Genomic DNA, 23,616 nt, shown 5'->3' with positions numbered 1-23,616 from the left:
TGGCGCGTGCCACGATCACGCCCATGGCCGAGGAACCGAAGAACGCCCCGCTGCCGCCGAAGCTGCGGGTCGCCGCCTACGGGGTGTGTCAGGACGACGGAAGGGTGCTGCTCAGCAGGCTGTCCGCACGCACACTCGACCCCGGCTGCTGGACGGTGCCGGGTGGCGGCATCGAGCACGGCGAGGACCCGTACGACGCGGTGATACGGGAGGTTGAGGAGGAGACCGGGCTGGAGATCCGCATCGAGCGGCTGCTGGGCCTGGACAGCGAGCACCTGCCACGCTCGGAGAGCGGCTTCGACTTCCACGGACTTCGGGTGATCTACGCGGCCCGGGTGGTCGGCGGCACGCTGCGCCACGAGGTCGACGGCACGACGGACCGCGCCGCGTGGATCGGCCTCGACGCCGTGGCGGCCCTCCCCCGGGTGTCGCTGGTGGACGTGGCGCTGCGGCTGCGAGACGCCGGGTGACGACGGCGCCCGACCCCGGGTGCTCAGCCGTGGCGTCCGTCACCAACCTCCGCGGCCAGAACAGCTAGGGCCGGCCGCCGGGGCCGGCGTCGCGCAGGCGGCGGCGGACGACGACGAGGTCGATGACGGCGACGACGGAGGCCGCCGCGCAGATCAGGGCGGCGGCGCCGAGGGGGCCCCGGCCCACGGGGTCGTCGGGCTCGGCGTTGAGCCACCAGACGCACAGCAGCACCGTCGCCACCACGAAGACCGGCGTGAAGATGACGGACAGCAGCATGCGCAGCCGCAGGTCGCTGAAGGCGGTGACCGGCTCGGTGCCGGTCCGCCGCAGGCGCCAGCGTCCGGTGCGTCGCACGTCGACGCGGGTACCCCCGTCCCGGCCCGCCACGCACCGGCTGCCGGTTGTCCGCGCTAGCGGACCTCCGTGATCTCCGGGCCCCGGCGCAGCTTGTCCAGGCCGCCCGCGAAGCGGGAGACGGGGGCGCCCTCCTCGGCCGGCGCCTGCTCCTTCTTCACGCCGTCGGGCACCATCTGCGCGTCCTCGGGAAGCTTCAGCGTGATCGGGTCGCGCGGGGCCATCGGGTCGTCGCCGCGGACCACCACGGTGTCCTTGAAGATCTGCTCCAGCAGCCCGGCGGCCTCCGGCTTCACCGCGCCCTGGCCGGAGATCACGCCGCGCAGGAACCAGCGCGGCCCGTCCACCCCGACGAAGCGCACGACCTGCATCCCGCGCTTGCCGTCCGGCAGCTGCACCGGGACCTGGGCCCGCAGCTCCCAGCCGAGGGGGCCCTCGATCTCGTTGATCACGCCGCCCTGCTGGGTGATGCCGCCCGCGATCTCCTCGCGGACCTCGCCCCAGATGCCCTCGCGCTTGGGCGCGGCGAACGCCTGGAGCTGGATGGCGCTGTCCTTGACCACCACGGTGGCGGCGACGATCGCGTCGCCGGCGACCTCGACGCGCAGCTCCATGCCGGAGACGCCGGGGACGAACAGGCCGCCGAGGTCGACCCGGCCCTCGCCGGGCTTGCTGACCTCGCTCAGGTCCCAGGGCCCGTCCGGCCGGGGCGCGGGCTCCAGCTTGACCCGGCGCACCTCTTCCTCGTCCGGGGCCTCCTCGGCGGTGGGCTCGACCGCGGCCCCGGCGTCCCCCCGGTCCGCGTTCCGCTTGCGACGACGTCCGAACACGTCACTGTCCTTTCCGGTCGGCGATCCGGCCAGTGCTCGCGCCGGAACCGACCGCAGCATAGGGGTTCTGCGCGCCGACGTGAGCGTGGCCGCCCGTGGAGCCGAAACCCCCCGCGGCCCTGGCCGACGCCGGCAGCTCCGCGACCTCGTGAAAGCGCACCGTCTCCACCTGCTGCACGACGAGCTGGGCGATCCGGTCCAGCGGCTGGAAACGCACGCTCTCCCGTGGATCCAGATTGATCACGATGACCTTGATCTCTCCACGGTACCCGGCATCGATGGTGCCCGGGGCGTTCACCATCGACACCCCGCAGCGGGCCGCCAGGCCGGAGCGGGGGTGGACGAACGCCGCGTAGCCGTCGGGCAGCGCGATGGAGACGCCCGTGGGCAGCACGGCGCGTTCACCGGGAGCCAGCACGGCCGCCTCGGTGGTGACCAGGTCCACGCCCGCGTCACCGGGATGGGCCCGGGACGGGATGGGGACCGACGGATCCGTCCGCCGGATCTGGACGTCCACCGGGGCCCGGTTCACCGCGTGTTCCCCCTCGTCTCCCGCCTCGTACGAGGCCCGTTCGGCACTCACGATGCAGACCCTACCGCCGACGCACGCCGCCGTCGGCCCGCCTGTCATGCTTGCCCCATGAGCGGCTCCGTCGACAGCTCCGTGAACCACCCCGTGAACGGCCCCGCGCGGGCGTATGACGAACGGCTGACCGTGCCCCGCTCCTGGTGGGCGGTCGCGCTGCTGGGCGTCGCCCTGATCGGCGTGGCACTGCTGCCGCTCGGGCCCGTGGCGCTGCTGGTGGGGCTGGCGGCCGGCGGGGCGCTGTGCGGCGTGGCGCTGAGCGCGTACGGCTCGGCCCGGATCCGCGTGGCGGCCGGGCTGCTCGTCGCCGGTGAGGCCAGGATCCCGCTCAGCGCGCTGGGCGAGGCCCGGGCGCTCGACGCCGAGGAGGCGCGCGCGTGGCGCGCCCATCGTGCGGATGCCCGGGCTCACATGCTGCTGCGGGCCTACATCCCGACGGCGGTGCGGGTCGAGGTGACCGACCCGCGGGACCCGACGCCGTACCTGTACTTGTCGACCCGGCAGCCCGCCCTGCTGGCCGAGGCGCTGACCTCGGCCCGCCCGGACGCGGGCTGACGCTGGGCCCCGGTCCGGGCGGAACCTCACGCCGCGCAGTCGCGGCAGATCGGCTGGCCGTCCTTCTCGTCGGCGAGCTGCGACCGGTGGTGCACCAGGAAGCAGCTCATGCACGTGAACTCGTCGGCCTGCCGGGGCAGCACCCGGACGGACAGCTCCTCGTTGGAAAGGTCCGCGCCGGGCAGCTCGAGCCCTTCCGCCTGCTCGAACTCGTCCACATCGACCGTGGACGCCGACTTGTCCTGCCGCCGGGCCTTCAGCTCCTCGATGCTGTCCTCGTTGACATCATCGTCGGTCTTGCGTGGAGTGTCGTAATCCGTTGCCATTCTGTTCTCCCCCTCCGGGTGTCTGCGATGTCTCCGGCGCAGGTAACGCGCGGGGGCCGGACTTTGTGCCCGACCCGAGGCGGAGATTTTGCCTCACATCAAGTGGTGTTACTCAATCGACACCCAACCGAACGCCTGAAGAGGTGATCATTCCGGCTGCCGATCGGCCCGCATCGGGACTAAATGCCCGGTCACGGCCGCCTCGCGTCCGCAAACCGGGCCGCGACTATGTGATTGATCACACCTGAATCCTTCCATGAATCGTGATGGCCCGGCCGCGGCCACGCACGGGATCAGACCGGAATCGTCACCCGGACGAGAAGGCCGCCGCTCTCGCGCGGCTCGGCCACCACACCTCCGCCATGGGCGCGCGCCACGGACCTGACGATGGACAGGCCGAGGCCCACACCCTTCTCGCTGCCGGTACGCTCCGTGCGCAGCCGGCGAAACGGCTCGAACATATTATCGATCTCATACGCCGGGACGAGCGGCCCGGTGTTCTCCACCACGAGCACGGCCTGTCCCGGCCTGACCTCGGTGTCGATCCGCACCCATCCGTCACGTGCGACGTTGTAGCGTACGGCGTTCTGCACCAGGTTGAGTGCCACGCGCTCCAGCAGTACCCCGTTCCCCTGGACGTACACCGGCGGGCGCACGCCGCGCAGCTCCACGTCCTGGGCCTGGGCCTCGCCCCGCACCTGCTCGATGGCCTGCGCGGCCACCTCGGCCAGGTCCACCGGCTTGCGGTCCACGATCTCGTTCTCGCTGCGGGCCAGCAGCAGCAGGCCTTCCACGAGCTGCTCGCTGCGCTCGTTCGTCGCCAGCAGGGTGTTCCCGAGCTGGACCAGCTCGGGCGGGGCGTTGGGGTCGGAGAGCTGCACCTCGAGCAGGGTGCGGTTGATCGCCAGGGGCGTGCGCAGCTCGTGCGAGGCGTTGGCGACGAAGCGCCGCTGCGCGGTGAACGCCCGATCGAGGCGGTCGAGCATGTCGTCGAAGGTGTCGGCCAGCTCCTTCAGCTCGTCGTCCGGGCCGTCCAGCTCGATGCGGCGGTGCAGGTCGGATCCGGCCACCTGGCGGGCGGTGCGGGTGATGCGGCCCAGCGGCGCCAGCACGCGGCCGGCCATCACGTACCCGAAGGCGAAGGCGGCCACGGCCATGCCGAGGAGGGCCAGCAGCGAGCGGCGCAGCAGGTGGTCGAGGGCGATGGCGCGCTGTTTGTCGGTGCAGTCGGCCAGCCACTCCTTGAACACGTCGCCCGGCACCTCGGCCGGCAGGGGCTGGCAGACGTCGGTGTTGATCCGCACCAGGACCGTGCCCCGGGGCTCGAACGTCGGCTCGTTCCCCTGCTGGAGCGACTGGGCCGCCAGCAGGTAGATGATCGTGAGCAGGACCATGCCGGCGATCAGGAACATCCCGCCGTACAGCAGGGTCAGCCGGATGCGGATGGTCGGGCGCAGCCAGCTGCGGGGCTGCTCGGGCTGCGGGGGCCAGTCCGGCTTGGGCGGCGTCACCGGTGGCCGGGACGGCTGCCGCGCGGGGCGGGGCGGCGCGGCCGGTCTCGGGGGCGGCGTGGGGTGCGTTGCGTCGGCCATCGGCTCAGATGCGGTAGCCCGCGCCGGGCACGGTGGTGATGACCGGCGGGTCCCCGAGCTTGCGGCGCAGCGTCATCACGGTGACGCGGACGACGTTGGTGAAGGGATCGGTGTTCTCGTCCCAGGCCTTCTCCAGGAGCTGCTCGGCCGAGACGACGGTGCCCGCGCCGCGCATCAGCACCTCGAGCACGGCGAACTCCTTGGGCGCCAGATGGACCTGCCGCTCGTCCCGGAAGACCTCGCGGCGGTTGGGGTCCAGGCGGATCCCGGCGCACTCCAGGACGGGCGGCAGCGGGGCGGTGGCGCGGCGCCCCAGGGCGCGCACGCGGGCGACGAGCTCGCTGAAGGCGAAGGGCTTGGGCAGGTAGTCGTCGGCGCCGAGTTCCAGACCCTCCACGCGGTCGCTGACGTCGCCGGAGGCGGTGAGCATCAGGACGCGGGTGGCGCGGCCGAGCTCCACTATGTGGCGGCAGACATCGTCGCCGTGGATGACGGGCAGGTCGCGGTCGAGGACGACGACGTCGTAGTCGTTGAGGTCGACGCGCTCGGTGGCGGCGGCCCCGTCGTAGACGACGTCGACGGCCATCGCCTCGCGGCGCAGCCCGGTGGCGACGGCGTCCGCGAGCAGCTGCTCGTCCTCGACGACGAGTACGCGCACGTCTGGTCCTCTCTCGTGTTCTCGTGTGTGTCGTGTTCTCCTGTGTGTCCGGAGTGACGGTGGGCAGGAGAAACCCCCTCCATCCTGCCCTGCCCGCGGGTAAACCGGCGATAAGCGGCCATGGCCCCCGGAGCAGGGGAGTTTTTCCGCCGGTTTTTCTGTTGCCCGGAGGTTTCCGGGTCCCGGTCCCAGGGGAGGAACCCCTTCACACCCGCGATCACACCTTGTAGGCGGCAAGCCACGAGACGCTGCCGACCAGCTCAGGGTTGCCGTGGTCGCACCCACCACCCACCCCCGGCACCCCCCAGTGCCGCCGACCAACGACGAGGGGGCGCACCTTGGACGCGTTCACCGCTGGGATCCTGCAGCGCATCAAGAACACCGAGTCCGATCTGCACCGCGCTCGTGAAGCCGGCGATGTGTTCACCGCGGACGTGGAGCAGGCCGAGCTGGACGATCTGCGCCGACTCGCCGCCGAACACGGCGTGCACGTCGGCTCCGGAAGCGTCCAGACCGTCTGAGACTCCCCGAAACCCCGCGCCGCCCCCGGGATCCTCTCCCCCGGGGGCGGCTTCTTGTGGCTTCATGTGGCGTCGTGTGGTGCGCCGGGGCGCACAGCGGGCGCGCTCAGTCGTGCCAGGCGCCCAGCTCGTCCAGGAGCGGCTGGAGCACCCCGAAAACGCCGGGGCTGGCCGCGATGGCGAGCTCGCCGTCCGCGGAGCGGCCCGGGCGGCCGCCGGTGCGCGCCCCCGCCTCGCGGGCGATCAGCGCGCCCGCGGCCAGGTCCCAGGCGTTCAGGCCGCGTTCGTAGAAGCCGTCGAGCCGCCCGGCGGCCACGTCGCACAGGTCGACGGCGGCCGAGCCGGAGCGGCGGATGTCCCGCACCTGCGGGATGAGGCGCGCGGCGACGCCGGCCTGGGCGGCGCGGACGGCGGCCACGTAGTTGAACCCGGTGCCGATGAGCGCCTCCGCCAGCGGCGGGGCGGGGCGGCAGCGCAGCGGCTGGGGGGCGGCGCCCGCGGCGGTCAGGTGGGCGCCGCCGCCGCGCACGGCCCGGTAGGTCTCGCCGCGCATCGGCGCCTCGACCACCCCGGCGACCACCTCGCCGTCGAGCTCGGCGGCGATCGACACCGCCCACTGCGGCAGCCCGTAGAGGTAGTTCACGGTGCCGTCGAGGGGGTCGATGATCCAGCGCACGCCGCTGGTGCCGGTGCTGGCGGCGCCTTCCTCGCCCAGCACGCCGTCGTGGGGGCGGCGCTCGGCGAGGAAGCCGGTGATCAGCTTCTCGGCGGCGAGGTCCATCTCGGTGACGACGTCGATGGCGCTGGTCTTGGTGGCGGTCACCGCCAGCTCGGGCGGGCGGCCGTCGCGCAGCAGCCGCCCGGCGCGCTCGGCGGCCTCCAGGGCGATGCCGAGGAGCTGGGCGGGGAGCTGGCCGTCGCGGGGTTCGCGGGGCACGTCGGTCTCCTGTCAGGCGGTGTCTCGGGCTGTCCGGGGGTGTCAGGCGAACGGGCTGTCGGCGCCCGCGGCGGCGGGCCGCGGCGTGCGGGCGGCGCAGCAGCCGGCCGGGCAGACGTCGTGGCTGGGTCCGAGCGCGCCCCGGGCGCGGCGTTCCGGGGACTCGCCGCGCTCGGTGGCGGCCCGCTCCAGCACCAGCTCGCGCAGCGCGGCCACGAAGCGGGGGTCGGCGCCGACGGTGGCCGAGCGGACGGCGGGCAGCCCGATCTCGCGCGCGGTGTCCAGGGCCTCGGTGTCCAGGTCGTAGATCACCTCCATGTGGTCGGAGACGAATCCGATCGGCACCATGACGACGGCGGGGGCCGCCGCGTCGCGCAGCGACCTGAGGTGGTCGCAGATGTCGGGTTCCAGCCACGGGATGTGGGGGGCGCCGCTGCGGGACTGGTAGACCAGCCGCCAGGGGCGTTCGACGCCGGTGGTCCCTCGCACCGCGTCGGCGACGAACGCCGCGGCGTCCAGGTGCTGCGCGACGTACGCCCCTCCCGGGCCGTGACCGGCGGGCGGTCCCGAGGTGTCGGCGGCGGCGGTGGGGATGGAGTGGGTGGTGAACGCCAGGTGCGCCCCGTCGCGCACGCCGGCGGGGAGCTGGGCCAGGGCGGCGGTCACCCCCTCGGCCACCGTGGTGAGGAAGCCGGGGTGGTTGAAGTACACCCGCAGCTTGTCCACGCGCGGCAGCGGCAGCCCCTCGCGCTCCAGCGCGGCAAGGGCGGCCGCGAGGTCCTCGCGGTACTGGCGGCAGCCGGAGTAGGAGGCGTACGCGCTGGTGACCAGGGTGAGGACGCGGCGGCGGCCGTCGGCCACGATCTCGCGGAGGGTGTCGGTGAGGTAGGGGGCCCAGTTGCGGTTGCCCCAGTAGACCGGGAGCGCGACGCCCTGCTCGGCGAGGTCGTCGCGCAGGGCGTCGAGCAGCTTGCGGTTCTGGGCGTTGATCGGGCTCACCCCGCCGAAGAGGTGGTAGTGCGCCCCCACCTCCGCGAGACGCTCGCGCGGGATGCCGCGTCCCCGCGTGACGTTCTCCAGGAACGGCAGCACGTCGTCGGGGCCCTCGGGGCCGCCGAAGGAGAGCAGGAGCAGGGCGTCGTACGGGCGAGGAGAGCGGGCGGCGGGGTGTGTCACGCGGTCCATGCCTGTAGATCCTGCCACCCGCGGTTTCGCCCCGGCGCGCGGCCGAGGCGCCGCGGGCGGGCGCCGGCGCCCGACGAAATCCTCACCCGGCTTTCCACCGTTTGCCGGTATTCGCGCACTTCCCGCACCGCACTCACATAAGCGTCATACGCCACGGCGCGATAGTTCCCGTTTTCGGCGCTTCTGCACCCATTACGGGGTGGCGAGTGGGTGGATCGTGTGGCCAACTCCCTTGTTCCGTGAGAACTTCAACCGGCGGCACCCCACCCCCGAAGGGCCCGATGCAGTAGTGTGACGACTCCTGGCCTTGTCCCCCGTCCGGCCCGCGTGACGTGCGAACGCTCGCGCCGGTCACCTCGCGTGGCAAAGTGGTGACTGTGCCATAACGGCGGTTCAAGTCCATGGCCCGACACGCCGGGCAAGTCAGCAAGGTTGTGGCAGGCTGCACCCGGGCAGGTCACACTCGTCTAGCGGGAGCAGCGACGTAGGTGACGTCGGCAGGCACCATCCGGGAGGTCCTCGTGCCCGAACTGCGTGTCGTGGCCGTGAGCAATGACGGCACACGCCTGGTGCTCAAGGCTGCCGACAACACGGAATACACGCTTCCGATCGACGAACGCCTGCGCGCCGCCGTCCGGAACGACCGGGCGCGCCTGGGGCAGATCGAGATCGAGGTGGAGAACCACCTGCGTCCGCGCGACATCCAGGCGCGCATACGTGCGGGGGCGACCGCCGAGGAGGTCGCCTCCTTCGCCGGCATCCCGGTGGAGCGGGTGCGGCGCTTCGAGGGGCCGGTGCTGGCGGAGCGGGCGTTCATGGCCGAGCGGGCCCGCAAGACGCCGATCCGGCGCCCCGGCGAGAGCGCGGGGCCGCAGCTCGGCGACGCCGTCGCGGAGCGGCTGATGCTGCGCGGCGCCGAGAAGGACGCCGTGCGCTGGGACTCCTGGCGGCGGGACGACGGCACCTGGGAGGTGCTGCTGGTCTACCGGGTCGCGGGCGAGACGCACTCGGCGAGCTGGACCTACGACCCGCCGCGCCGGCTGGTGCAGGCCGTGGACGACGAGGCGCGCGAACTGCTGGGCGAGACGGACGACACGCCCGAGCCCGCCACGCCGTTCGTGCCGCGCATCGCCCGGCTGCCCCGGGAGGGCGAGCGTCCCGAGCCGCCGTCACCCCGCCACGCGGCGGGGCGCGCGGAGCGCGAGGGCCGCGACAACGAGGCCGACTCGCTGACCAGCCTCCTGGAGGCCATGCCCGGCTTCCGTGGGGACCTGGTGGTGCCGGAGCAGTCCCCGCCCGCGGCAGCCTCGGCGGCCTCGGCAGCCCCCGCGTCCAGTGCCTCCGGCGAGGAGACGGCGGAGGCGGAGACGGCCGCCGAGTCCCCGTCCCCGTCCTCGGAGCAGCGGACGGCGGCAGCCAGCGCCGGGTCCACCTACGCCGACGTGCTGATGCCGCGCACGGTCGCCGGCCACCGGGACCGGCTGACGGGCAGCACCGACCGCCAGGCGGAGGCCGACGGCGTACGACCGGGCCGCCGCGCCGCCGTGCCGAGCTGGGACGAGATCGTCTTCGGCACGCGCCGGAAGAAGAAGGAATGAAGCGGGAATGACGCCTCCGGGCCTCCCGGCGCCCGCGCCGGAAGGCCCGGAGGGGGCTCAGCCCGGCTGCTCGCCGGTCGCGACCGGGCGGCCGGGGGTGGCGGTCCACTCGCTCCAGGAGCCGGCGTAGAGGGCGGCGTCGATGCCCGTCGCGGCCAGGGCGAGGATCTCGTGGGACGCGGAGACGCCGGAGCCGCAGTAGACGCCCACCTCGGTGCCGGGCGACACCCCGATCGCCGCGAAGCGGCCGGCCAGGGCCTCGACGGGGCGCAGCAGGCCGCCGGGGCCGAGGTTCTCCGTGGTCGGGGCCGAGACCGCGCCGGGGATGTGGCCGCCGACCGGGTCGATCGGCTCCACCTCGCCCCGGTAGCGCTCTCCCGCCCTCGCGTCCAGCAGCACCCCGCGCCGGGCCAGCGCGGCCGCCCCCTCGGCGTCGAGCACCGGCAGCGCGCCCGGCCGGGGCACGAAGTCGCCCTCGGGCGGCGTGGGCGTCGCCGTTCTCAGCTCGCCGTGCCAGGCCGCGAGCCCGCCGTCGAGCACCCGCACCCGCTCGTGGCCCGCCCAGCGCAGCAGCCACCAGGCGCGCGCCGCGGCCCAGCCGTGGCCGCCGTCGTACGCCACGACCGGGCGGTCACGGCGTACGCCGGCGCGGCGCATGGCGGCGCCGAAGGCCTCCGGATCGGGCAGGGGGTGCCGGCCGGCGGGGCCGGGCGGGGCGGCCAGCTCGCGGTCGAGGTCCACGTAGACCGCGCCGGGCAGGTGCCCCGCGGCGTACGCCGGCTCGCCGGGTGGGCCGCCCAGCTCCCAGCGCACGTCGAGCAGGACGGGCCGGTCCGCGGGCGGGGACGCCGGGCCGAGGAGCGTGGCGAGGTCGGCCGCCGAGATGATCGGGGTGAGGGCGGGAGTCATGCGCACCATTCTCGCCGCCCGGATCCTTCCGGCGGCGCGGGGTCGGGAGGACACTCGGAGGTAGGCACCGGGAGACGAAGATGACCGAGGCAGCGCCTTTGCCCACCGCTGGCACGCCCCGGTGGGTGAGCCTGATGGCGTGCGACCTGGCCGAGAGCCGGCGTTTCTACCAGGGGCTCTTCGGCTGGGAGTACGAGGAGGGCCCGCAGCGGCTGGGTCCGTACGTGCGCGCGCGCTGCCACGGCCGGCAGGTCGCGGGCCTGGGCGAGGTCGCGCCGGGCGCGAGCCGGGTGGTGGCCTGGCTGCCGTACATCGCCACCGACGACGCCGACGACGCCGCAGCCATGATCCGGGACTGCGGCGGCACGCTCGCGGTGGGCCCGCTCGACGTGGAGGGCGTGGGGCGGCTGGCGATCGCGGCCGACGTGTGCGGCGCGGCGTTCGGCCTGTGGCAGGGCGGCCGGGGACGGCGTACGCCGCTGGGGACGGCCCTCGGCGTGCCGCTGTGGAACGAGCTGATCACGGTGGAGACCTCGCTGGTCAGCAAGTTCTACACCATGGTCTTCGGCTACGAGGCGGTGCCGGAGCCCGCGCTGCCCGGGGACGCCGACTACCTGGTGCTGCGCCTCGCCGGGCGGCCCGTCGCCGGGATCCGGGGCGTGGGGGCGGCGTTGCCGCGCGAGCTGGGGCAGCACTGGCTGCCGTACTTCTCGGTGGCGGAGGTGGACGACACGGTGCGGCGGGCCGAGGAGCTGGGCGCGCGGCTGGTCCGGGCGCCGGAGACCACGCCGTTCGGCAGGCTGGCGTGGCTCGCGGACCCGGAGGGCGCGCCCTTCGGCCTGGTCCGCCCGCGCAGGAGCTAGACCGCGGGAGCTAGACCTGGGGCGCGGCGTCCGCCGCCTCGGCCGCGCCCTCGTGCCGCCCCTGGCCGGGAACGCCGTCCGTGGGCAGGACGTCCTGCGACAGCGGGCCGGCGCCCGCCGCCGCGGCGGCGGTCAGGCGGCGCCGGTGGTGGCGGCGGCACAGCACCTCGTACCCGGTCTCGGCCCCGCCGACGTCGCCGACGACGACCTGCGCGCCCTCCACCACCATCCGGCCGCCGACGGTGCGCGCGTTGTGCGTGGCGCGGGCGCCGCACCAGCACAGCGACTCGACCTGGAGGGTCTCCACCCGGTCGGCCAGCTCGATCAGCCGCTGGGAGCCGGGAAAGAGCCGCGTACGGAAGTCGGTGGTGATGCCGAAGGCGAAGACGTCGATGCCCAGGTCGTCCACGACCCGCGCGAGCTGGTCGACCTGGCGCGGCGAGAGGAACTGCGCCTCGTCGGCGATGACGTAGTCCACCCGGCCGCCGGCGGTGAGGTGCTTGACGAGGTGGGCGTGGAAGTCGAAGCGCTCGTCCGCCTCGATGGCCTCGGTGACCAGCCCGAGGCGAGAGGAGAGCCTGCCCTCCCCCGCCCGGTCGTTGCGGGTGAAGATCATGCCCTGCAGGCCGCGCGCCGAGCGGTTGTGCCGGATCTGGAGGGCGAGGGTGCTCTTCCCGCAGTCCATGGTGCCGGAGAAGAAGGCGAGTTCAGCCAAGGGACTTCGCTCCCGGTCAGGTGCGTCAGGTGCGTACTTCGAGGAGCGGCACGAGCTGCTCGGCGGGGGTCACCGAGCCGTGCATGCCGATCAGCGCGGACTCCTTGCGCTCGGTGGTGGTGGCCACGACGCCGGAGACGCCGGTCATCGCCACCACCACGTCGCCTATCCGGCCCCGCACGCGCGGCTCGACGCCCGCGCCCGGCGGCCCGAACCAGCCCAGCTCGACGGCCTCGTCCCGGGTGACCACCCAGGCGTGGCCGGCCAGCACCTCGCGCCACACGGCGTACACGTCCCCAGCGGCGCCGGGGACGGCGTACACGTGGCGGGCGCGGGGCTCGCCGCCGAGGCGCGCGACCCCGGCGCGCAGCTCCCAGTCCTCGTCGAAGTCGAACCGGGCCTCGGGCGTGGCCGGCACGTCGACCATGCCGTGGTCGGCCGTGACGTACAGCGCGGAGCGCGGCGGGAGCTGCTCGGCCAGCCGCCGGGCGAGGCCGTCGACGAACCGCAGTTCGGCGCGCCACGCCTCGGAGTCGACGCCGAAGCGGTGGCCGGCCGAGTCCAGCTCGGCGTAGTACGTGTAGACCAGGGCGCGGTCGGCGGCGGCGAGCTGCCGGGCGGCGGCGTCCATCCGCTCGCCCGCGTCGAGGCGGCCGAGGAAGAGACCACCGGAGAGGGCGGCCTGGGTGAGCGGCGTGTTCTCGAACTGCGGGGCGGAGACGACGCTGGTCGCCACGCCGGCGGCGCGGGCGAGGCGGAAGACCGTGGGGTGGGGCTGCCAGAGGCTCGGCTCGGTCCACGGCTCCCAGCGGAGCTGGTTCATCAGCTCGCCGGTGGCCGGGTCGAGCACGGCGTACCCGGCCAGGCCGTGGGCGGCCGGGGGCAGGCCGGTGCCGACCGAGGCGAGGGAGGTCGCGGTGGTCGAGGGGAAGCCCGCGGTGAGGGGGGCGCCGCTGCCGGCGACGGACGTGGGCAGCAGCGAGGCGAGGAAGGGGGCGGCGTCGGGGTGGGCGCGCAGCGCGTCCCAGCCGAGGCCGTCGACCAGGAAGAGGCAGACCCGGTCGGCCGGCGGGAGAACGAGCCCGGAGGCGGGGCCGGAACCAGGGCCGGAGCCGGCGCCGGGGCCGAGGCCGGGAACGCCGAGCCCGGCGGCGACGGCGGGCAGCAGGTCGGCGAGGGACGCCGAGCCGTAGCGCGGCGCCGGGGCGCCTCGCGGGTCGAGGGCAGCGGGCTCGTGCGCGGATTCGTGCGCCAGGGCCGGAGGCGGGGGCGTCTCCCATCCTCCGGGCTGCGGCACGGTCACAGGCCGGACACCGCCGTCGTCGCCTCGGAGAGCGCCTGGGCGAACGCCAGCGCCTGCCGCACGGTCTCCGGCAGGTCGCCCGCCTCGCTGATGCGCAGGCTGAGGTCGTCGGCGGTGGTGGAGCCGGTGTACCCGTGGTCGGCCTCGCAGTTGGGGTCGCCGCAGCTGAGGGGCTCGATGTCGATGCGGTTGACCGCGCCCCAGCCGACGGTGAGCACCACCTCGCGCGGCAGCGTGCCCGGCTCGTACGTCTGGGGGTCGGCGACGACCCGGCTCAGCATGACCGAGGAGATGCGCGCGAGCTTCACGGACTCGGTCGTCGTCGTGGCGTACGGCACGGGGGAGGAGCCGTCGGCGGCCTGCTCGTCGGTGTGGCTGACGATGAGGCGGGTGCCGGTCAGCACGAGGACCGAGGCGTGCCGCCGCACCTCGCTGCCGTCGATGGTGGTCTCCTGGTGCACCAGGTACGACACGACGGTCTCCTGCCCGATGGCAGCCTCGACCGCCTCGGCGACGAGCGCCGGGTAGTACCCGCTGCGCTCGATCGCCTCCCGCAGTCCCTGGAGCCCCTGAGACGTCGTACCGGTCTTCGCCATCTTCCCTGCTCTGGTAGTTTGTTTCCGCCCCGAATGGGGTCGGTTCGGGCTGGACCGCAACCTCCGGGTTGGAAGCCCCCTTCCTTCAGGTCGGGGAGCGGAGTCACGTGGCCATCCTAAGGGGTGGCCAGTCACCACCGATGCTCAGTTGACGTCGGTCGGGTCCCCGGCCGAGCCCTCGGTCAGTACGCCGGGAGCCGCCGGGGGCCCGGGTCGGTGCGGGGCGGCGGCGCCACCCGCGCCGAGGCGGCCCGCACGCACGCGCCCGAGGGGGCGACGGTCAGGGGCGACAGCTCGACGGCGGCCAGCCCGGGCTGGTCCTCTACCAGCCTGCCGAGGCGCAGCAGCAGTTCTTCGAGGCGGCCGGTGTCCACGGGGCGGGCGCCGCGCCAGCCGAAGAGCATGGGGGCGGCGCGGACGGAGCGCACCAGCTCGGCGGCGTCGCGGTCGGTCAGCGGCAGCAGCCGGTGCGCGATGTCGCCGAGGAGTTCGGAGGGCGGGCCGGCCAGCCCGAAGGAGAGCACGGCGCCGATGGCGGGGTCGACCTCGGCCCGCACCACGGTGTCCACGCCGCCGCTCTCGGCGGGGCCCGGCTCGACGGGGACGCCGTAGGCTGCGAGCAGGGCACGGACCTGCCCGGGGGTGAGGTCGGCCGCGGAGCGCTCCGGCATGGCCTCCTCGATGACGCGGCGGGCGGCGGACTCGTCGATGTCCGCGTACGCCGGGACCCGGCCGGGCTCGGTGGAGCGCGCCAGCCAGTGGGCATGGCGTGCGGCGTGGGCCAGGGCGCGGGCCGCGCGCTCGGCCGACGGGAAGGCGGGGATGCCGCGGGCGGCGAGCTCCTCGGCGAGGCCATCCAGGGCCAGGTGGGCCACGGCCAGGGGCTTGCCGGCTGCCGCGGCGTGGAGCGCCTGCGCGAGGCCACCCGCGCCGGGTGCCCCGCCCGGGCCCTGCCCGGGCACGGCGGTGACGACGGCCGCGTCCACGCGGGGGTCGGCGAGGGCGTCGGCGAGCGCGCGGCCGTACTCCTCCGGCCCGGCCCCGGGGCCGAGTGCGGTCACCGGCAGCGCGTCCAGGCCCTGGGCGCGGCAGGCGTCGTGGGCGACGAGCGCGAGGGCCTCGGCGTTGCCGATGACGGCGACGCGGGGGCCGTCGGGAAGCGGCTGGTGTGCCAGCAGCAGGGCGGCGTCGACGAGTTCGGTGGCGGTGTCGGCCTCGATCACGCCCGCCTGGGCGAGCAGGGCGGAGATGGTGGGCTCGGGCGTGCGCCCGCCGGGCGGCACGGCGTGGCCGTGCGGCGGCGCGCCGCCGCTGTGCCGGCCGCCGCGCACCACGACGACGGGCTTGCCCGCGGCGGCGGCCCGGCGGGCGAGCCGGGTGAACTTCCGCGGGTTGCCGAGGGACTCCAGGTACATCAGGACGACGCGGGTGTCGGGGTCGTCGAACCAGAACTGGAGCACGTCGTTGCCCGAGACGTCGGCGCGGTTGCCGGCCGAGACGAAGGTGGAGAGGCCGGCGCCGCACCGCTCCAGCTCGTCCAGCAGCGCGATGCCGATCGCGGCGGACTGCGTGAACAGCCCGACCGGCCCGCGGCGCGGCATGCGGGGCGCGGGGCTGGCGTTGAGCCGGATTGTGGGCGCGGTGTTGATCAGCCCGAACGCGCCGGGCCCGACGATGCGCATGCCCAGCGAGCGGGCGCGGCGGACCAGGTCGCGCTGCTCGTCGCGGGTGTGGCCGGTGGTCAGCACCACCAGGCCGGTGACGCCCTGGGCGGCGCACTCGGCGAGGAGTGGGCCGACGCGCGGGGCGGGCACGGCCAGCACGGCGAGGTCCACGGGCTGGCCGATCTCCGGCAGCGAGCGGTGGGCGGGGGCACCGCCGAGCGTGGCCCGCCCGGGCGGCAGGGCGCTGTTCACGGCGTGGACCGGGCCGTTGAAGCCGCATTCCAGCAGGGCGGCGAGCACCGCGCGGCCGACGCCGCCCTCCTCGCGGCTCGCGCCGATGACGGCGACGCTGCGGGGCGCCAGCAGCCGCTCGACGGACCGGGCCTCGGCCCGCTGCTCGCGGGCGCGCATCACGGCCAGGGACTCCGCCGTCGGCTCCAGGTCGAGCGTCAGGTGGACGGTGCCGTCGGCGAAGCTGCGCCGCTGCGCGTACCCGGCGTCGGTGAACACCTTGATCATGCGGGCGTTGGCGGGCAGCACCTCGGCGACGAAGCGGCGGATGCCCCGCTCCCGGGCCACGGCGGCGATGTGCTCCAGCAGGGTGGAGGCGATGCCCCGGCCCTGGTGGGCGTCCTGGACGAGGAAGGCGACCTCGGCGTGGTCGGCCGGCGCGGTGGCGGCCCGGCCGCCGGCGTCGATGCGGTCGTAGCGGACGGTGGCCAGGAAGTCGCCGCCGACGGTGGCGGCCAGGCCCACCCGGTCCACGTAGTCGTGGTGGGTGAAGCGGTGGACGTCGCGGTCGGAGAGCCGGGGGTAGGGCGCGAAGAAGCGGTGGTACTTGGACTCGGCGGAGACCCGCTCGAAGAAGCGGACCAGCCGCTCTGCGTCGTCCGGCGTGATGGGCCGGATGTGCGCCGTGCCGCCGTCGCGCAGCACCACGTCGGCCTCCCAGTGCGCCGGATAGGGAGACTCGGCGGTGGTCCGCATGGCTTCAGCGTACGGTTGTGCGTGGCCGGCGCGGGAGGTGCGTGCGCACGCCGCCGCGTGCCGGAGGAACCAGGCAGTGAACGATCGAGGGGCAAGACCATGGCTGAACGCCGCGTGACCATCGGCTGGGCCGAGGGGCTGCACGCCCGGCCCGCGTCCATCTTCGTACGGGCCGCCACGGCCGCCGGCTTCCCGCTGACCATCGCGAAGGGGGACGGCACGCCGGTCAACGCCGCCTCGATGCTCGCGGTGCTCAGCCTGGGCGCCGAGGGCGGTGACGAGGTCGTGCTGTCGACCGAGGCGGAGAACGCCGAGGCGGAGCTCGACCGGCTGGCGAAGCTGGTTTCCGAGGGCCTCGAGGAGCTTCCGGAAACGGTGTGAAATGCGCCGGGAGCGGGCGGGAATTCCGGGCAGCAGAAATTCCCGCACGGAAACCGGCGGTCGAATTCGGGACCCTTTACCTCTGGTGTATACGGTCGCTGTTAAATCTGGCCGCGCCCTGTGTTTACGGCAGGTTTCGGAGTCCTCACAGGAGCTGGGCGGAACTGCCGCCGGGCCAGGGTGGCCCGCTCCAGCTGGGCGGCGGCGAGCGCCCTGGCCCGCTCCGCGTCGCCGCGGGCGATGGCGTCCACGAGCGCGCCTCGCTCCTGCCACAGCTGGGCGGCACGGCTGACCGGCTCGCCGGCGTAGAGCCAGGTGATCTTGCGCCTGATCTGCACCAGCAGGGCGGTCAGCCCGGGGCTGCCGGTGGCCTGCGCCACGGTCTCGTGGAACCAGTCCCCCAGCGAGCGCAGGTCCGCCTCCTGCCCCTGGAGCGCGCGCTGGCGGCCGAGCCTGACCAGGCCGCGCAGCACCTTCAGGTGCGCCTCGGTGCGGCGCTGGGCGGCGCGGGCCGCGCCCAGCGGCTCCAGCAGCGCCCTGATGTCCAGCAGGTCGGCGGCCTCCCGGTCGCCCGGCTGGGCCACGCAGGCGCCGGCGTGGCGGCGGGAGACGACGAAGCCCTCGGACTCCAGGGTCCGCAGCGCCTCGCGCACCGGGACCCGGGAGACGCCGTAGCGCTGGGCGAGCTGCTCCTCGGCGAGCCGGGATCCGGGCGGCAGGACGCCGGCCACAATGTCGTCACGGATCGCCGTGCATACCGTGTGCGCGGAGATACGCATGAACAAAACCCCCACTGCCATAGCCGACGTCAGCCTGCCGCATTACTAGCGGGTCACTGGACGGAACTGTATGGCAAAAACGCGGGAATGCCGATAGCGGCCCTGAAAACAACGGTGTCTTTCAGCCGCCGCCGCGTGAAGCCGTCCCGCGCCGGGCGGGCGGCGGCGGTGCGCGAGGCGTACGCCGGGACGCGGGCGTACGCCGTCGCGCGGCGGTCTCAGCCGCCGATCACCGTCACCTCGCCGATGCCCAGCTCCCTCACCGGGCCCTCGATCGCCGCGGCGTCGCCGACGAGCACGGTCACGAGCCGGTCCTCGGGGAAGGCGCGCACCGCGGCCGCGGACGCCTCGACCGTGCCGGTCTCGGCCAGCCGGGCGTACAGGCGAGCCTGGTAGTCGTCGGGCAGCTCCTCCTCGACCTGGTCGGCGAGGGTGCCGGCGACCGCCGCGGCGGTCTCGAAGCGCAGCGGGGCCACACCCACGAGGTTCTGCACGGCGATGTCGCGCTCGGCGTCGGTCAGGCCCTCGGCCGCGAGGGTGCGCAGCACCTGCCAGGTGTCGGCGAGCGCCGGGCCGGTCACCTCGGTGGCGACCGAGCCGCGGATGCCGAGCAGCGACAGGCCGGTGCCGTCCGCGCTGGAGCGCAGCACCTGGCCGAAGGCCCGCACGCCGTAGGTGTAGCCCTTCTCCTCCCGCAGCACCCGGTCCAGGCGCGAGGTGATGGTGCCGCCCAGGCAGTAGACGCCGAGGGTCTGCGCGGCCCAGACGGGGTCGTGCCGGTCGGGGCCGGTGCGGCCGATCAGCGCCTGCGTCTGCACGGAGCCCGGGCGGTCGACGATGACGACGCGGCCGGTGTCGTCGGCGTCGACCGCCGTCCACGCGGGAGGGGTGGCGGCGGCGCCGGTCCAGGCGCCGAGGGTGTCGGCGAGGACGGCGTCCAGGTCGATGCCGGTCAGGTCGCCGACGACGACCGCGGTGGCGGCGGCGGGCCTGATGTGCGCCTCGTAGAACGCCCGCACCGCCTTGTCGTCGACGCGCTCGACGCTCTCGGCGGTGCCCTGGCGGGGCCGGGACATCCGGGATGCGGCGGGGAAGAGCGCGGCGGACAGCGCCATCGCCGCGCGCCGCGAGGGGTTGGCCAGCTCGTGGGGGATCTCGTCCAGGCGGTTGCGGACCAGCCGGTCGACCTCGCTCTCGGCGAAGGCGGGGGCGCGCAGCGCGTCGGCGAGCAGCCCCAGCGCGCGGGCCAGCCGGGAGGCCGGGACCTCCAGCGAGAGGCGCACGCCCGCGTGGTCGGCGTGGGCGTCGAGGGTGGCGCCGCAGCGCTCCAGCTCGGCGGCGAACTCCTCCGCGCTGTGCCGGTCGGTGCCCTCGGAGAACGCCCTCGCCATGATCGTGGCCACGCCCTCCTGGCTCGCGGGCTCGGCGGCCAGGGGGGCGGTGAGGTGGACCTCGACGGCGATGACGCGCTGGCCGGGGCGGTGGCTGCGCAGCACGGTCAGGCGGTTGGGCAGGACGCCGCGCTGCGGGGAGGGGAACTCCCAGGGGCTGGGGCGGCCGGCGGACGGCTGCGGGTGGAGCACCATGCCGGGCGGCGGCGGCACGGGTCCGGTGGCGGTGGCGGTGGTGGAGGTGGAGGTGGTCATCGAGGTGGTGGAGGTGGTGTCCGTCACTTCTCCGCCCCTTCCGCGTCGAGGGTGGTGGCGTCGTCGGGCTCGTCGGCGTCCTGGGCGGCATCGGCGTCCTCGGACTCCGGCGGCTCGACGGGCTCGTAGACGAGCACCGCGCGGTTGTCCGGGCGCAGCCGGGCGGCGGCGACCTCGCGCACCTCCTCGCGCGTGATGTCCAGGACCCGCCGCACGGCGGACAGCGCGAGTTGCGGATCGCCGAAGAGCACGGCGTACTTGCACAGCTCGTCGGCGCGGCCGCCGACCGTGGCGAGGCGGTCGAGCCACTCCCGCTCCAGCTGGGCCTGGGCGCGCTCCATCTCCTCCGGGCTCGGCCCCTCCTCGGCGAAGCGGGCCAGCTCCTCGTCGACGGCCGCCTCGATCTCCTCGATCCCGGCGTCCCCGGAGGTCTTCACGTCCAGCCAGCCCAGGGAGGGCGCCCCGGCCAGCCGCAGCAGGCCGAAGCCGGCGGCGACGGCGGTGCGGTCGCGGCGCACCAGGCGGTTGTGGAGCCGGGACGACTCGCCGCCGCCCAGCGCCGTGAGTGCCAGGTCGGCGGCGTCGGCCTCGCGGGTGCCGTCGTGGGGCAGGCGGTAGGCGGCCATGAGGGCGCGGGCCGGGACGTCCTCGCGGATGACCTCGCGCAGCTGGGAGCCGATCACCTCGGACAGGGTGCCGTCGCGCGGGGGGCGCTTGCCGTCGTGGGAGGGGATGGAGCCGAAGTAGCGGTCGATCCAGCCGAGGGTCTCCTCGGGGTCGATGTCGCCGACGACGGAGAGCACGGCGTTGTTCGGGGCGTAGTAGGTGCGGAAGAAGTCCTGGGCGTCGGCGAGGGAGGCGGCGTCGAGGTCGGCCATGGAACCGATGGGGATGTGGTGGTAGGGGTGGCCCTCGGGGTAGATCATGGCGGACAGTCGCTCGAAGGCGGTGCCGTAGGGGACGTTGTCGTAGCGCTGGCGGCGTTCGTTCTTCACCACGTCGCGCTGGTTGTCCAGGGACTCCTGGTCCAGGGCGGTCAGCAGGGTGCCCATGCGGTCCGCCTCCAGCCACAGGGCGAGTTCGAGCTGGTGGGCGGGCATGGTCTCGAAGTAGTTGGTGCGTTCGAAGCTGGTGGTGCCGTTGAGGGAGCCGCCCGCACCCTGGACCAGCTCGAAGTGGCCGTTGCCGCTGACCTGGGCGGAGCCCTGGAACATCAGGTGCTCGAAGAGGTGCGCCAGGCCGGTGCGACCGGGGACCTCGTGACGTGAGCCGACGTCGTACCAGAGGCAGACGGCGGCGACGGGCGTCTGATGGTCCTCGGAGAGCACCACGCGGAGGCCGTTGGCCAGCCTGTGTTCGGTAGCGGTGAGCCCGCCGGCGGTATCCTGCGGGACGGCCGTGTGGCCCATGTGCGTGAGGTCCCTTCGCTCGGACGTGGAGATCTTAAGATCTCAGCCACCTTATGCAAGGTGAACCATGGTGAGCGACGTTCCGGTCAGCTCCGTGGCCGGGGTCGGGGGCGGGAGGCGGGCCGGCACTGTCAGCGGGGCGGTCCACAATGGTCACAGCACCAGACCTCACCCCGCACGCATCAGCACACACGCGTCGCGCGCGCCGGACAGGGCGCGGGCACGCACGCAGTGAAGGAGCGCCGCCGCGATGGCCCGCCGCAGCACGAAGACACCGCCGCCGGACGACTTCGAGGAACGCATCCTCGACGTCGACGTCGTCGACGAGATGCAGGGCTCGTTCCTGGAGTACGCCTACTCGGTGATCTACTCCCGCGCACTCCCCGACGCCCGGGACGGCATGAAGCCGGTGCACCGCCGGATCCTGTACCAGATGCACGACATGGGCCTGCGCCCTGACCGTGGGTACGTCAAGTGCGCCCGCGTGGTCGGCGAGGTGATGGGAAAGCTGCACCCGCACGGCGACACGGCGATCTACGACGCCCTGGTGCGCATGGCGCAGCCGTTCTCCATGCGGCTCCCTCTGGTCGACGGCCACGGGAACTTCGGCTCGCTGGGGAACGACGACCCGCCGGCCGCGATGCGGTACACCGAGTGCCGCTCGGCGCCGGCGGCCGGGCTGATGGTGGAGTCGATCGACGAGGACACCGTCGACTTCGCGCCGAACTACGACGGCAGCGAGCGGGAGCCGGTGGCGCTGCCCGCGGCGTACCCGAACCTGCTGGTGAACGGCTCCAGCGGCATCGCCGTCGGCATGGCCACGAACATGCCGCCGCACAACCTGGGCGAGGTGATCGCCGCCGCCCGCCACCTGATCAGGCACCCGGGCGCCGACCTGGCGACGCTGATGCGCTTCGTGCCCGGCCCGGACCTGCCGACGGGCGGGCAGATCGTGGGCCTGGGCGGCATCCGCGAGGCGTACGAGACGGGGCGCGGCACCTTCCGGATGCGGGCGACGGTCTCGGTGGAGAAGGTCACCGCCCGGCGGCAGGGCCTGGTGGTGACCGAGTTGCCGTTCACGGTCGGGCCCGAGAAGGTGATCGCCAAGATCAAGGACCTGGTCAACGCCAAGAGGCTGCAGGGCATCGCGGACGTCAAGGACCTCACCGACCGCGAGCACGGCCTGCGGCTGGTCATCGAGGTGAAGAACGGCTTCAACCCCGAGGCGGTGCTGGCGCAGCTCTACAAGCTGACGCCCATGGAGGAGTCCTTCGGCATCAACAACGTGGCGCTGGTGGACGGCCAGCCGCTGACGATGGGTCTGAAGGAGCTGCTCGAGGTCTACGTCGACCACCGCTTCGAGGTGGTGCGCCGGCGCAGCGAGTTCCGGCGGGCCAGGCGCCGGGACCGGCTGCACCTGGTCGAGGGCCTGCTGGTGGCGTTGCTCGACATCGACGAGGTCATCAGCGTCATCCGCTCCAGCGACAACGCGGCGGCGGCCAAGGAGGCGCTGATCGAGCGGTTCTCGCTGTCGGAGATCCAGACCCAGTACATCCTCGACACCCCGCTGCGGCGGCTGACGCGGTTCGACCGCCTGGAGCTGGAGGCGGAGCGCGAGCGGCTGGAGGCGGAGATCGCCGAGCTGAGCCGGATCCTGGAGTCGGACGCCGAGCTGCGCAAGATGGTCTCCGGCGAGCTGGCGCAGGTCGCGAAGAAGTACGCCACGCCGCGGCGGACGGTGCTGGCGGAGACCGAGGACGCGCCCGTCGAGGCGGTGCCGCTCCAGGTCTCCGACGACCCGTGCCGGGTGCTGCTGTCCTCCACCGGGCTGCTGGCGCGCACGGCGGACGGCCAGGCGGCGTTCGACCAGCAGGCGCGGCGCGTGAAGCACGACGTGGTGGTCTCGGCGGTGCCCTCCACGACCCGGGGCGAGGTCGGCGCGGTGACCTCCACAGGACGGCTGCTGCGGCTCTCCGTGATCGACCTGCCGCAGCTGCCCCCGACGGCCACGGCGCCGAACCTGGCGGGCGGCGCCCAGCTGTCGGAGTTCCTGTCGCTGGAGCCCGGCGAGCGGGTGGTGTGCCTCACGACGCTGGACGAGTCCTCCCCCGGGCTGGCCGTCGGCACCGAGCTTGGCGTGGTCAAGCGGGTGGTGCCGGACTACCGGGCGAACAAGGAGGAGCTGGAGGTCATCACCCTCAAGGAGGGCGACCGGATCGTGGGCGCGGCCGAGCTGCGCACCGGCGAGGAGGACCTGGTCTTCATCACCAGCGACGCCCAGCTGTTGCGGTATCCGGCCTCACAGGTCCGGCCGCAGGGGCGGCAGGCGGGCGGCATGGCGGGGATCAAGCTCGGCGCCGGGGCGCGGGTGATCTCCTTCACGGCCGTCGACCCGGCCGGCGAGGCGCTGGTGTTCACCTGCGCGGGCGGCAGCGGCACGCTGGACGACTCGCTGGGCACCTCCAAGCTGACGCCCTTCGACCAGTTCCCGCGCAAGGGCCGGGCCACCGGCGGCGTGCGGTGCCAGCGGTTCCTGAAGGGTGAGGACCACCTGACGCTGGCCTGGGCCGGGCCCGCGCCGGCCAGGGCGGCGACGCGGACCGGTGCGCCCGTGGAGCTGCCCACCGCCGACCCGCGCCGCGACGGCTCGGGCACGCCGCTGGCCAAGGCGGTGGCGGTGGTCGCCGGCCCGGCGTAACGCCCCGGCGGCCCGCCCTGCCCGCCCCGCCCGGCGCTGGGCGGGGCGGCTCC

The 23,616-nt window shown here is 74.3% G+C and carries 23 protein-coding genes; 7 read left to right on the top strand and 16 right to left on the bottom strand.

Annotated elements, in window-relative coordinates:
• The first annotated feature begins 23 nt into the window (after positions 1 to 23).
• A complete protein-coding gene (locus tag ACTWQH_RS14370; RefSeq protein ID WP_443286897.1) occupies positions 24 to 470 on the top strand; it encodes an NUDIX hydrolase in 447 nt (148 codons plus the stop codon).
• Between the two features lie 64 nt (positions 471 to 534).
• Here ACTWQH_RS14370 and ACTWQH_RS14365 read toward each other — a convergent pair whose 3' ends face one another.
• The 3 genes from ACTWQH_RS14365 to dut are packed head-to-tail and all read right to left on the bottom strand — an operon-like array spanning position 535 to position 2,187.
• Positions 535 to 825, bottom strand: coding sequence for a DUF6343 family protein (locus ACTWQH_RS14365; RefSeq protein ID WP_443286896.1), 291 nt, complete (start codon positions 823 to 825; stop codon positions 535 to 537).
• A 56-nt stretch (positions 826 to 881) separates the two neighbouring features.
• The gene (locus ACTWQH_RS14360; RefSeq protein WP_443286895.1) at positions 882 to 1,655 is read right to left on the bottom strand and encodes a DUF3710 domain-containing protein; all 774 of its coding nucleotides are present in this window, start codon (positions 1,653 to 1,655) and stop codon (positions 882 to 884) included.
• A 1-nt stretch (position 1,656) separates the two neighbouring features.
• Positions 1,657 to 2,187, bottom strand: a complete 531-nt coding sequence (dut, locus tag ACTWQH_RS14355; RefSeq protein WP_443286960.1) for a dUTP diphosphatase — start codon at positions 2,185 to 2,187, stop codon at positions 1,657 to 1,659.
• Positions 2,188 to 2,295: 108 nt separating this feature from the next.
• Between dut and ACTWQH_RS14350 the strand changes: the two genes are divergently transcribed.
• Positions 2,296 to 2,796: a DUF3093 domain-containing protein gene (locus tag ACTWQH_RS14350; RefSeq protein WP_443286894.1), complete on the top strand. Its 501-nt coding sequence runs from the start codon at positions 2,296 to 2,298 to the stop codon at positions 2,794 to 2,796.
• 26 nt (positions 2,797 to 2,822) lie between these two features.
• Here the strand turns inward: ACTWQH_RS14350 and ACTWQH_RS14345 are convergent, their stop codons facing one another.
• From ACTWQH_RS14345 to ACTWQH_RS14335, 3 genes are all read right to left on the bottom strand, one after another.
• The gene (locus tag ACTWQH_RS14345; protein ID WP_443286893.1) at positions 2,823 to 3,122 is read right to left on the bottom strand and encodes a DUF4193 domain-containing protein; all 300 of its coding nucleotides are present in this window, start codon (positions 3,120 to 3,122) and stop codon (positions 2,823 to 2,825) included.
• Between the two features lie 293 nt (positions 3,123 to 3,415).
• Positions 3,416 to 4,714, bottom strand: a complete 1,299-nt coding sequence (locus ACTWQH_RS14340; RefSeq protein WP_443286892.1) for a sensor histidine kinase — start codon at positions 4,712 to 4,714, stop codon at positions 3,416 to 3,418.
• A 4-nt stretch (positions 4,715 to 4,718) separates the two neighbouring features.
• A complete protein-coding gene (locus ACTWQH_RS14335; protein WP_443286891.1) occupies positions 4,719 to 5,372 on the bottom strand; it encodes a response regulator transcription factor in 654 nt (217 codons plus the stop codon).
• A 338-nt stretch (positions 5,373 to 5,710) separates the two neighbouring features.
• Between ACTWQH_RS14335 and ACTWQH_RS14330 the strand changes: the two genes are divergently transcribed.
• Positions 5,711 to 5,893, top strand: coding sequence for a hypothetical protein (locus ACTWQH_RS14330; RefSeq protein WP_443286890.1), 183 nt, complete (start codon positions 5,711 to 5,713; stop codon positions 5,891 to 5,893).
• Positions 5,894 to 5,999: 106 nt separating this feature from the next.
• Here ACTWQH_RS14330 and ACTWQH_RS14325 read toward each other — a convergent pair whose 3' ends face one another.
• On the bottom strand, positions 6,000 to 6,830 hold the full coding sequence (locus tag ACTWQH_RS14325) for an inositol monophosphatase family protein (protein ID WP_443286889.1): 831 nt from the start codon (positions 6,828 to 6,830) through the stop codon (positions 6,000 to 6,002).
• Between the two features lie 42 nt (positions 6,831 to 6,872).
• Positions 6,873 to 8,015: a ferrochelatase gene (locus tag ACTWQH_RS14320; protein ID WP_443286888.1), complete on the bottom strand. Its 1,143-nt coding sequence runs from the start codon at positions 8,013 to 8,015 to the stop codon at positions 6,873 to 6,875.
• A gap of 521 nt (positions 8,016 to 8,536) precedes the next feature.
• Here ACTWQH_RS14320 and sepH point away from each other — a divergent pair.
• Positions 8,537 to 9,613: a septation protein SepH gene (gene sepH / locus ACTWQH_RS14315; RefSeq protein WP_443286887.1), complete on the top strand. Its 1,077-nt coding sequence runs from the start codon at positions 8,537 to 8,539 to the stop codon at positions 9,611 to 9,613.
• A gap of 57 nt (positions 9,614 to 9,670) precedes the next feature.
• Here the strand turns inward: sepH and ACTWQH_RS14310 are convergent, their stop codons facing one another.
• Positions 9,671 to 10,522, bottom strand: coding sequence for a sulfurtransferase (locus ACTWQH_RS14310; RefSeq protein WP_443286886.1), 852 nt, complete (start codon positions 10,520 to 10,522; stop codon positions 9,671 to 9,673).
• Positions 10,523 to 10,656: 134 nt separating this feature from the next.
• On the opposite strand from ACTWQH_RS14310, the gene ACTWQH_RS14305 reads away from it, so the two are divergent.
• On the top strand, positions 10,657 to 11,385 hold the full coding sequence (locus tag ACTWQH_RS14305) for a VOC family protein (RefSeq protein WP_443286959.1): 729 nt from the start codon (positions 10,657 to 10,659) through the stop codon (positions 11,383 to 11,385).
• A gap of 10 nt (positions 11,386 to 11,395) precedes the next feature.
• Here the strand turns inward: ACTWQH_RS14305 and ACTWQH_RS14300 are convergent, their stop codons facing one another.
• The 4 genes from ACTWQH_RS14300 to ACTWQH_RS14285 form a co-directional block, all read right to left on the bottom strand.
• Positions 11,396 to 12,100 (bottom strand): thymidine kinase, encoded by a 705-nt coding sequence (locus tag ACTWQH_RS14300; RefSeq protein ID WP_443286885.1) that lies wholly within the window; start codon positions 12,098 to 12,100, stop codon positions 11,396 to 11,398.
• 25 nt (positions 12,101 to 12,125) lie between these two features.
• Positions 12,126 to 13,403 (bottom strand): alkaline phosphatase family protein, encoded by a 1,278-nt coding sequence (locus ACTWQH_RS14295; RefSeq protein ID WP_443286884.1) that lies wholly within the window; start codon positions 13,401 to 13,403, stop codon positions 12,126 to 12,128.
• Complete coding sequence (locus ACTWQH_RS14290; protein ID WP_443286883.1) at positions 13,400 to 13,999, bottom strand: DUF5998 family protein; 600 nt, start codon at positions 13,997 to 13,999, stop codon at positions 13,400 to 13,402. The genes ACTWQH_RS14295 and ACTWQH_RS14290 overlap by 4 nt, the downstream gene beginning before the upstream one ends.
• 182 nt (positions 14,000 to 14,181) lie before the next feature.
• A complete protein-coding gene (locus ACTWQH_RS14285; RefSeq protein WP_443286882.1) occupies positions 14,182 to 16,650 on the bottom strand; it encodes a GNAT family N-acetyltransferase in 2,469 nt (822 codons plus the stop codon).
• Positions 16,651 to 16,749: 99 nt separating this feature from the next.
• On the opposite strand from ACTWQH_RS14285, the gene ACTWQH_RS14280 reads away from it, so the two are divergent.
• A complete protein-coding gene (locus ACTWQH_RS14280) occupies positions 16,750 to 17,031 on the top strand; it encodes an HPr family phosphocarrier protein (protein ID WP_443286881.1) in 282 nt (93 codons plus the stop codon).
• 101 nt (positions 17,032 to 17,132) lie between these two features.
• Here the strand turns inward: ACTWQH_RS14280 and ACTWQH_RS14275 are convergent, their stop codons facing one another.
• From ACTWQH_RS14275 to ACTWQH_RS14265, 3 genes are all read right to left on the bottom strand, one after another.
• Positions 17,133 to 17,810 carry a GntR family transcriptional regulator gene (locus ACTWQH_RS14275; RefSeq protein WP_443286880.1) on the bottom strand — a complete coding sequence of 226 codons (678 nt, stop codon included), beginning with the start codon at positions 17,808 to 17,810 and terminating at the stop codon, positions 17,133 to 17,135.
• A 218-nt stretch (positions 17,811 to 18,028) separates the two neighbouring features.
• Positions 18,029 to 19,396: a M16 family metallopeptidase gene (locus ACTWQH_RS14270; protein WP_443286958.1), complete on the bottom strand. Its 1,368-nt coding sequence runs from the start codon at positions 19,394 to 19,396 to the stop codon at positions 18,029 to 18,031.
• An 83-nt stretch (positions 19,397 to 19,479) separates the two neighbouring features.
• Positions 19,480 to 20,865 (bottom strand): M16 family metallopeptidase, encoded by a 1,386-nt coding sequence (locus tag ACTWQH_RS14265; protein ID WP_443286879.1) that lies wholly within the window; start codon positions 20,863 to 20,865, stop codon positions 19,480 to 19,482.
• Positions 20,866 to 21,115: 250 nt separating this feature from the next.
• On the opposite strand from ACTWQH_RS14265, the gene ACTWQH_RS14260 reads away from it, so the two are divergent.
• The gene (locus ACTWQH_RS14260) at positions 21,116 to 23,563 is read left to right on the top strand and encodes a DNA gyrase/topoisomerase IV subunit A (RefSeq protein ID WP_443286878.1); all 2,448 of its coding nucleotides are present in this window, start codon (positions 21,116 to 21,118) and stop codon (positions 23,561 to 23,563) included.
• Positions 23,564 to 23,616: the final 53 nt, after the last annotated feature.

The organism is Streptomyces sp. 6N223 (assembly GCF_052246635.1).
Lineage (GTDB): Bacteria > Actinomycetota > Actinomycetes > Streptomycetales > Streptomycetaceae > Streptomyces.
The sequence above is the reverse complement of the archived record's forward strand: the minus strand, read 5'-3'. Positions and strand labels throughout refer to the sequence as shown.

Coding starts and splice junctions, on each gene's coding strand:
- ACTWQH_RS14280 (WP_443286881.1), top strand. CDS start 16,750: ATGGCTGAACGCCGCGTGACCATCGGCTGGGCCGAGGGGCTGCACGCC.
- ACTWQH_RS14345 (WP_443286893.1), bottom strand. CDS start 3,122: ATGGCAACGGATTACGACACTCCACGCAAGACCGACGATGATGTCAAC.
- ACTWQH_RS14265 (WP_443286879.1), bottom strand. CDS start 20,865: ATGGGCCACACGGCCGTCCCGCAGGATACCGCCGGCGGGCTCACCGCT.
- ACTWQH_RS14350 (WP_443286894.1), top strand. CDS start 2,296: ATGAGCGGCTCCGTCGACAGCTCCGTGAACCACCCCGTGAACGGCCCC.
- ACTWQH_RS14340 (WP_443286892.1), bottom strand. CDS start 4,714: ATGGCCGACGCAACGCACCCCACGCCGCCCCCGAGACCGGCCGCGCCG.
- ACTWQH_RS14370 (WP_443286897.1), top strand. CDS start 24: ATGGCCGAGGAACCGAAGAACGCCCCGCTGCCGCCGAAGCTGCGGGTC.
- ACTWQH_RS14320 (WP_443286888.1), bottom strand. CDS start 8,015: ATGGACCGCGTGACACACCCCGCCGCCCGCTCTCCTCGCCCGTACGAC.
- ACTWQH_RS14310 (WP_443286886.1), bottom strand. CDS start 10,522: ATGACTCCCGCCCTCACCCCGATCATCTCGGCGGCCGACCTCGCCACG.
- ACTWQH_RS14290 (WP_443286883.1), bottom strand. CDS start 13,999: ATGGCGAAGACCGGTACGACGTCTCAGGGGCTCCAGGGACTGCGGGAG.
- ACTWQH_RS14305 (WP_443286959.1), top strand. CDS start 10,657: ATGGCGTGCGACCTGGCCGAGAGCCGGCGTTTCTACCAGGGGCTCTTC.
- ACTWQH_RS14285 (WP_443286882.1), bottom strand. CDS start 16,650: ATGCGGACCACCGCCGAGTCTCCCTATCCGGCGCACTGGGAGGCCGAC.
- ACTWQH_RS14270 (WP_443286958.1), bottom strand. CDS start 19,396: ATGGTGCTCCACCCGCAGCCGTCCGCCGGCCGCCCCAGCCCCTGGGAG.
- ACTWQH_RS14275 (WP_443286880.1), bottom strand. CDS start 17,810: ATGCGTATCTCCGCGCACACGGTATGCACGGCGATCCGTGACGACATT.
- ACTWQH_RS14260 (WP_443286878.1), top strand. CDS start 21,116: ATGGCCCGCCGCAGCACGAAGACACCGCCGCCGGACGACTTCGAGGAA.